The following is a 6000-nucleotide window of genomic DNA, read 5'->3' as shown; positions in this document are numbered from 1 at the left end:
GCGGCGGCGCCGTGACTGGGTGGGGGGCGTGGCGTCCGGTTGGGGGGGGGGCGGCCCCCCCCCACGGGACTGGAGACGGACGACATCACCGCGCTCCTCGCCTCCGTGCTGGAGGAAGAGGAACCGCACGGACACAAGGGGGACGGCGCATGACCGCCACCGCGATCGAGGCGAACGGCCTCGGCAGGACGTACCGCAGGCAGGGCCGCCCGGCCCTGTCTGACTGCTCGTTCCGGGTGCCCGCGGGCCGGGTGTGCGCCGTGGCCGGGCCCAACGGCGCCGGGAAATCCACCCTGCTCGCGCTGGCTGCGGGGCTCGCGCGCCCCGGCGAGGGAGCCTTGCGGGTGCTCGGCGCCGAGCCCGCGTCCGTGCGCGAACACATTGCGTACGTCGCCCAGGACAAACCCCTCTACCCCCAGCTGACCGTCGCCGACACCCTCCGCCTGGGCCGCGAACTCAACCCGGGGCGCTGGGACCAGGCCCTCGCCGAGCGGATCGTCGAGGAGGGTGGTCTCGGCGCCGGCACCCGCATCCGTACGCTCTCCGGCGGCCAGCGCACCCGCGTCGCGCTCGCCCTCGCGCTCGGCAAACGCCCTGAACTGATGCTGCTGGACGAGCCGATGGCCGACCTCGACCCCCTGGCGCGCCACCGGCTCATGGGCACCCTCATGGCCGAGGCCGCCGAGCACGGCACGACAGTCGTGATCTCCTCACACATCCTGTCCGAGCTGGAGTCGACCTGCGACTACGTCCTGCTCGTCGACGGCGGCCGCATCCGCCTCGCCGGCGACACCGAGGACCTGCTCGCCGCGCACACCCTGCTCACCGGCCCCGTCACGGACCTCGCGCCGCACACCGTCGTGGAGTCCCGTACGACAGGCGTCAGCTCACCGCGCTGATACGCCCGCAGGGCGTCCTCGACCCCGTCTGGCAGACGTCGACCCCCTCCCTGGAGGAGCTGCTCATGGCCCATCTCCGCTCCCCCGGGGCCGCCGCCCTGCTGACGACGGACGCGGCGGTGGCGGCATGAGTGCGCTGTCCTCCGGCACCGGCGGCATCCTGCGCGGCACCGCCTGGGTCGTCGTCCGCCAGCACCGCTCCGTCCTCGGTGTCGCGGCCGGGACACTGGTGCTGTCCGCCGCCGTCGCGGCGGGCCTGCGGATCTGGTTCGAGGCGACCCCGCCCGACGACTTCGACCGCAATCTGTTCCCCCGTTCCGATGTACGCAGCGCGCTCCTGGTGATCGTCGAGTACGCCGGCCTGGCCGCCATGCTGCTGCCGCTGCTGGTCGCGGCCGCCGTGGCGGGCCCGGTGGTCGCCCGGGAGCTGGAGAGCGGGACGTACAAGCTGGCCTGGTCGCAGTCGGTGACGCCGCTGCGGTGGTTCGCGACCAAGGTGACGGTCCCCGCTGTGACCGTCACCGCCCTCACGGCGGCCCTGATCGGCGTCTTCCGCCTGGCCTGGGAACCGGTGTCCACGAACACGCACCTGCGCTGGTACTCGCGCCATGTCTTCCTCGCCATCGGGCCTACGGCGATCGCGTACGGCCTGCTCGCGGTCGCGGTGGGCGCGCTCACCGGGCTGCTGGTGCGCCGCACGCTGGCCGCCATGGCCGTCGCGGGAACGGTGACGGGAGCCGTCCTGCTCGCCATGTCGTCGCAGTGGGGCAGCCTGTGGGCGACCACGACCGGCACACGGACCGACCCGGACGCGTTCCCCCTCATGGAGGACTGGTTCTTCACCGACACCGGGCTGCTGACCGTGTCCGGCGAACGCCTCGGCGGCGACACCTGCCTCGTCCTCGACCGCGACGCGTGCCTCGCCGAGCACGACATCGTCGGCCGCTGGTACGACTACCATCCGGCATCGCACCTGTGGCCGCTCCAGCTCGTCGAGACCGGCATCGTCCTCACCGTCGCCGCCGTCGCCGCTCGGGCCGCGTTCCGGATCTTCCGCCGACGGCACGGCTGACGCCCCGGCGGGGCCCTCGCGTCCCCCCGAGGCCCCGCCACGCTTTCCCTCACGTCATGTCGTCGTTACCGGGCATTCAGACATCCTTGCGACCCTCGGCCAATGCAGCCCGCTGTGCCCGACTCCCCCAACGGGAGAAAAGCCCTCGCCCCGGCCCTCTCCGACGCGCCGGTGACTCTTTCCGCGCGGAAGAATGGGTCCATGAGCCAGCAGCCCGCCGAGGTCCCGGTCCAGCACCCCCAGCCGTCCGTCGCGTCCATAGCCGCGCACCGGCCGCACACCGTGGCCGCCACCGTCTCCGATCTCGAACCCGACATCGACGCGGATCTCGACACGTACGTGGAGGACGCGGAGCACGCGCTCGCCGGAGAGCTGCCCCAGGGGCGGTTCCTCGACCGCGAGCGCAGTTGGCTCGCGTTCAACGAACGTGTCCTGGAGCTCGCCGAGGATCCGGCCACGCCCCTGCTGGAGCGGGCCAACTTCCTCGCGATCTTCGCGTCCAACCTGGACGAGTTCTTCATGGTCCGGGTGGCCGGACTGAAGCGCCGTATCGCCACCGGCGTCGCCACCCGCTCGGCCTCGGGCCTCCAGCCCCGCGAGGTCCTCGACCTGATCTGGACCCGCTCGCGCGAGATCATGGCCCGCCACGCCGCCTGCTTCCAGCAGGACGTCGCCCCCGCGCTCGCCGACGAGGGCATCCACCTCATCCGCTGGCCCGATCTCACCGAGAAGGAGCAGGCCCGCCTCTTCACCCTGTTCCGGCAGCAGATCTTCCCGGTCCTCACGCCGCTGGCCGTGGACCCCGCGCACCCCTTCCCGTACATCTCGGGGCTCTCGCTGAACCTCGCCGTCGTCGTGCGCAACCCGGTCAGCGGCCACCGCCACTTCGCCCGCGTCAAGGTGCCGCCGCTGCTCTCCCGCTTCCTGGAGGCCAGCCCGCAGCGGTATGTGCCGCTGGAGGACGTCATCGCGGCGCACCTCGAAGAGCTGTTCCCCGGCATGGAGGTCCTCGCCCACCACATGTTCCGTGTGACCCGGAACGAGGACCTGGAGGTCGAGGAGGACGACGCCGAGAACCTGCTCCAGGCCCTGGAGAAGGAGCTCATGCGGCGCCGCTTCGGCCCGCCGGTCCGCCTGGAGGTCGAGGAGTCCATCGACCCGTACGTGCTCGACCTGCTGGTGCGCGAGCTGAAGGTCTCCGACGCCGAGGTGTACCCGCTGCCCGGACCGCTGGACCTCACCGGCCTGTTCGGGATCTCGGCGCTGGACCGGCCCGAGCTGAAGTTCCCGAAGTACGTCGCGGGCACGCACCGGGACCTGGCCGAGGTCGAGTCCGCGTCCGCGCCCGACATCTTCATGGCCCTGCGCGAACGGGACGTGCTGCTGCACCACCCGTACGACTCGTTCTCCACCTCCGTCCAGGCCTTCCTGGAGCAGGCCGCGGCCGACCCCGACGTCCTCGCCATCAAGCAGACGCTGTACCGCACCTCCGGCGACTCCCCGATCGTCGACGCGCTCATCGACGCCGCCGAGTCCGGCAAGCAGGTCCTCGTCCTCGTCGAAATCAAGGCCCGCTTCGACGAGCAGGCCAACATCAAGTGGGCGCGCAAGCTGGAGGAGGCCGGCTGCCATGTCGTCTACGGGCTCGTGGGCCTCAAGACGCACTGCAAGCTGTCGCTCGTCGTACGCCAGGAGGGCGAGACGCTGCGGCGCTACTCGCACGTCGGCACCGGCAACTACCACCCCAAGACCGCCCGGCTCTACGAGGACCTGGGGCTGCTGACCGCGGACCCGCAGGTCGGCGCGGACCTCTCCGACCTCTTCAACCGGCTCTCCGGCTACTCGCGCCGCGAGACCTACCGCAGGCTGCTGGTCGCGCCCAAGTCGCTGCGGGACGGGCTGATCTCGCGGATCAACAAGGAGATCACCCACCACCGCGCCGGACGCCCCGCCTATGTCCGCATCAAGGTCAACTCCATGGTGGACGAGGCGATCATCGACGCCTGCTACCGGGCGGCGGCGGCCGGCGTCCCGGTCGACATCTGGGTACGCGGCATCTGCGCGATCCGCCCCGGCGTGGCGGGCCTCTCGGAGAACGTCCGGGTGCGCTCGATACTCGGCCGCTTCCTGGAGCACTCCCGCGTCTTCGCCTTCGGCAACGGGGGCGAGCCGGAGGTGTGGTTCGGAAGCGCCGACATGATGCACCGCAACCTCGATCGCCGTATCGAGGCACTGGTACGGGTCACCGACCCGGCCCACCGCGCGGCCCTGACCAGGCTGCTGGAGACGGGCATGTCCGACACCACGTCGTCCTGGCACCTCGGCCCGGACGGCGCGTGGACCCGGCACGCCACGGACTCCGACGGCCAGCCGCTGCGGCACGTACAGGAGATGCTCATAGACGCCCGGAGGCGCCGGCGTGCACAGCCCTGAACTTTCCCGCGACACGGCCACGGCGGGCGAGGCGGTGGCCCACTACCTCCACGCGCAGGCGGGGGACTTCCTGCGCAGCCTGCGGCTGCACGGCGAGAGCGGTGCGGACACGGCGAGCGCCTCGGAGGCGGCGCGCGCCCTGCGGGCGGCGGCGCGCCGGATCAGCGGGACGCTGCACACCTTCCGCCCGCTGCTGGACCCGGCGTGGGCGGACGGCCTGCGCACGGAACTGGGCTGGCTCTCCTCGACGCTGGCGCTGGAGCACGCCTGCACGTCCCGCCTGTCCCGCCTGCTGGACGCCCTGTCCCGCCTGTCGGGCGCGTCCCCGCTCCCGCCGGCGAGGACGGAGCTCTCCCCGCTGCATGCCGCCTCGGGCCGGTGCGGCGCGCCTGACGCCGGCGCCCCCGGCCCGACGGCCGCCGCGGGCAGCCGCGCCGGGCGGGACGCAGGAGGCGGCGAGGGATCCCCGGCCGACGACGGCCGCGGCACAGGTCCCGGGGCTGGGGTCGACGGCCCCGGAAGCCCGGGGCGCGGGGCCGGGGCCGCGCGCGGTGGCGTGCTCAACGTCGGGGCCGCGCGGGCCGGCGCCCTGCTGGAGCGGCAGCTCACCCTCGCCCGGACGAGGGCGCACTCCGCCGCGCTGCAGGCGCTCGGCTCCTCCCGGTTCCACGCCGTCGCCGACGCCGTCGCCTTACTGGCCTCCGACCTCCCCCTGGCCCCCGCAGCCGCCGGCCCGGCCGCCGACACGCTCGGCCTGCTCGCCGAGGTCGCGGAGCGTCGCCTGCTGGACGCCGTCGCCCAGCTCCCCCTGGGCCGCGCGGCCCACCCGTACAACGCGGACGCCCTGGTCAACGGCCTCGCCGCCACTGCCGGAGAGGAGCAGGACGCCCCCTGGCACGAGGTCCGCAGGCTGGTGCGGCTGCACCGCTACGCCCAGGAGGTCCTGCACCCCGGCGCCGACCCGGTCCTGTGCCACGCCGGGCGGGTGCTGGACCACCACCGCGACGCCGCCGAGGCGTCCGAGGCCGCCGCGGCGGCCGCCCGTACCCCCCGGATCGCACCGGCCACCGCGTACGCCCTCGGTGTGCTCCACGCCGACCAGCGGCACGAGGTCGAGGCCGCCAGGTTCGCCTTCCAGCAGGAATGGCGGCACGCCACGGTGACGGTCAGCGCGCCATGAACGACGGCGCGGTGCTCGCCGCCGGCGTCGTGCTGTGGCGCCGGTCGCCGCACGGACACGACGGCATCGAGATCTGTCTCGTCCACCGGCCCAAGTACGACGACTGGTCGCACCCCAAGGGCAAGCTCAAGCCCGGTGAGGACGCCATCGGCGCCGCTCTGCGCGAGGTCCTGGAGGAGACCGGCCACCGGTGCGTCCCCGGGGCCCGGCTGCCCTCCGTCCGCTACATCGCCAACGGGCGTCCCAAGCACGTCACGTACTGGGCCGCCGAGGCCCGCTCGGGGTCCTTCGCCGCCAGCCGCGAGGTCGACCGCATCGTCTGGCTGCCGCCCGCCGCCGCGCGCGAGCGCCTCACGCAGCCCCGCGACCGCACGCTGGTCGACGCCCTTCTCCAGGCGCTGCACACCGCCTGACCC

General features: G+C 73.4%; 4 protein-coding genes and 1 pseudogene. All 5 read left to right on the top strand.

The window, feature by feature from the left end; all coding sequences use genetic code 11:
- Positions 1-149: 149 nt before the first annotated feature.
- The 5 genes and pseudogenes from ACWD0A_RS31420 to ACWD0A_RS31400 all read left to right on the top strand — a co-directional run bounded on the left by ACWD0A_RS31420 (position 150) and on the right by ACWD0A_RS31400 (position 5997).
- Positions 150-1030, top strand: a pseudogene (locus ACWD0A_RS31420) (ABC transporter ATP-binding protein).
- A complete protein-coding gene (locus tag ACWD0A_RS31415; RefSeq protein ID WP_451303636.1) occupies positions 1027-1971 on the top strand; it encodes an ABC transporter permease in 945 nt (314 codons plus the stop codon). Before ACWD0A_RS31420 ends, ACWD0A_RS31415 begins: the two are co-directional and overlap by 4 nt.
- Positions 1972-2172: 201 nt before the next feature.
- Entirely contained in the window at positions 2173-4404 is a 2232-nt protein-coding gene (locus ACWD0A_RS31410; RefSeq protein ID WP_451303634.1) for an RNA degradosome polyphosphate kinase, read from the top strand.
- Complete coding sequence (locus ACWD0A_RS31405; RefSeq protein ID WP_451303632.1) at positions 4391-5584, top strand: CHAD domain-containing protein; 1194 nt, start codon at positions 4391-4393, stop codon at positions 5582-5584. Before ACWD0A_RS31410 ends, ACWD0A_RS31405 begins: the two co-directional genes overlap by 14 nt.
- Entirely contained in the window at positions 5581-5997 is a 417-nt protein-coding gene (locus ACWD0A_RS31400) for an NUDIX hydrolase (RefSeq protein ID WP_451303630.1), read from the top strand. Before ACWD0A_RS31405 ends, ACWD0A_RS31400 begins: the two co-directional genes overlap by 4 nt.
- The last annotated feature ends 3 nt before the right edge of the window (positions 5998-6000 follow it).

The sequence above is a fragment of the Streptomyces sp. NPDC002867 genome (assembly GCF_053591895.1).
This window is presented reverse-complemented; position numbering and strand designations above follow the sequence as displayed.

Excerpts from the sequence above, each read along its gene's own strand:
- ACWD0A_RS31415 (WP_451303636.1), top strand. The coding sequence starts at position 1,027 with ATGAGTGCGCTGTCCTCCGGCACCGGCGGCATCCTGCGCGGCACCGCC.
- ACWD0A_RS31410 (WP_451303634.1), top strand. The coding sequence starts at position 2,173 with ATGAGCCAGCAGCCCGCCGAGGTCCCGGTCCAGCACCCCCAGCCGTCC.
- ACWD0A_RS31400 (WP_451303630.1), top strand. The coding sequence starts at position 5,581 with ATGAACGACGGCGCGGTGCTCGCCGCCGGCGTCGTGCTGTGGCGCCGG.